The 1,412-nt window shown below is 56.5% G+C and carries 1 protein-coding gene; it reads right to left on the reverse strand.

All coding sequences use genetic code 11. The features are described 5' to 3' along the window. Positions 1 to 118: 118 nt before the first annotated feature. Positions 119 to 1,192, reverse strand: coding sequence for an alkene reductase (locus GOB85_RS18705; protein WP_173578864.1), 1,074 nt, complete (start codon positions 1,190 to 1,192; stop codon positions 119 to 121). Positions 1,193 to 1,412: the final 220 nt, after the last annotated feature.

Here is a 1,412-nt window from a genome sequence, read left to right on the forward strand (position 1 = left end):
GAGCTATTCAGGTGATTTCGCCTACTTCACGACAAGTATCACGTCGGCGGCTAAATATTTTCTATAGTTCAAATGCAAGTTCCTTCCATTGGAAGGAACTTGCGGGAAAAATAGGGTATCAGCGAGCAAGCGGATAATCCGTATAGCCTTCTGCACCCTGCGAGTACCAGGTGCGGATATCGTCCTTGTTTAGCGGCAGATTATCTTCCAGACGACGCACCAGATCCGGATTGGCGAGGAATGGTCGTCCGAACGCAATGGCGTCTGCGACACCGGTCGCGACCGTTTCGATCGCCTCATCCCGCGTGTAGTCCTGATTCAGGACCAGCGGCTTCCTGAAGACTTCACGGATCGGACCATGCAGCTTGGGCTGATCGGTCTTGCCGAATGTGCCGTTTGGACCCGGTTCGCGTAGTTCAAGGAAAGCGATGTTGAGGTCATTCAGCAGCTTTGCCGCCGGCACAAAAACCTGCTCGGGATGACTGTCTATGCAGCCTTGCGTATCGCCATTGGGCGACAGCCGTACGGACGTTTTGTCCGCGCCGACTGTGGCGATCACTCGCTCCGTGACCTCACGCAGGAAGCGGATGCGGTTTTCCGGTGAACCGCCATATTCGTCGGAACGATGATTGGTGCCGTCACGCAGGAATTCGTCAATCAGATAGCCGTTGGCGGCATGAATCTGCACGCCGTCAAAACCTGCCTGAAGAGCATTGCGGGCGGCATTTTCATAGTCGTTCAGGATACGGGCGATGTCCTCCCTGGTGAGAGGACGGGCGACTTCGGGAGCCTGCTTGCCGTCATAGGTATGGAGCGCTTCAGGCGCTTTTGTCGCCGAGCAGGAGACAGGCTGCTGTCCTGTCACGCTGGAATGCACCATGCGACCCATGTGCCAGAGCTGGGCCACGATCTTTCCGCCCTTTGCATGGACTGCGGCGGTGATCGGCTTCCAGGCTTCCACCTGTTCCAGAGACCACAGGCCCGGCGCATATGGCCATCCAAGACCCTCCCGGCTGATCCCGGTCGCCTCGGAGATGATCAGACCGGCGTCTGCCCGCTGCGCGTAATATTCGGCCATGATGGGAGTGGGGACATGCTGACGGGTGCCTCGGGCGCGTGTCAGCGGCGCCATGAGAATTCTGTTTTTGGCGTAAATGCTTCCCAGTTCAATCGGCTCAAACAGGCTGGGCATGAGAGATCCTTCCTCAATAGACGCAGTTCCTATGAATTTGGGAAGCCTCACGAGGAATACAACAGAAGGCTTACCACCTCGTCTGACTTGAGGTGAGCACTGCCTGTCTGCTTAATTGGTGAAGCCGACAGGCAGATTTGGGGGGGGAAACAGACAGTCGGCTATCGGGATGGAGTTACCGAAAACAGCCTTTCGCAGTGTTCACATTCATGGCAGGGAG

Origin of the sequence: Acetobacter fallax (genome assembly GCF_011516735.1) — a bacterium.
GTDB classification, from domain to species: domain Bacteria; phylum Pseudomonadota; class Alphaproteobacteria; order Acetobacterales; family Acetobacteraceae; genus Acetobacter; species Acetobacter fallax.

Bases quoted from the DNA above. Each gene is read 5' to 3' on its own strand.
- GOB85_RS18705 (WP_173578864.1), bottom strand. From the start codon at position 1,192: ATGCCCAGCCTGTTTGAGCCGATTGAACTGGGAAGCATTTACGCCAAA.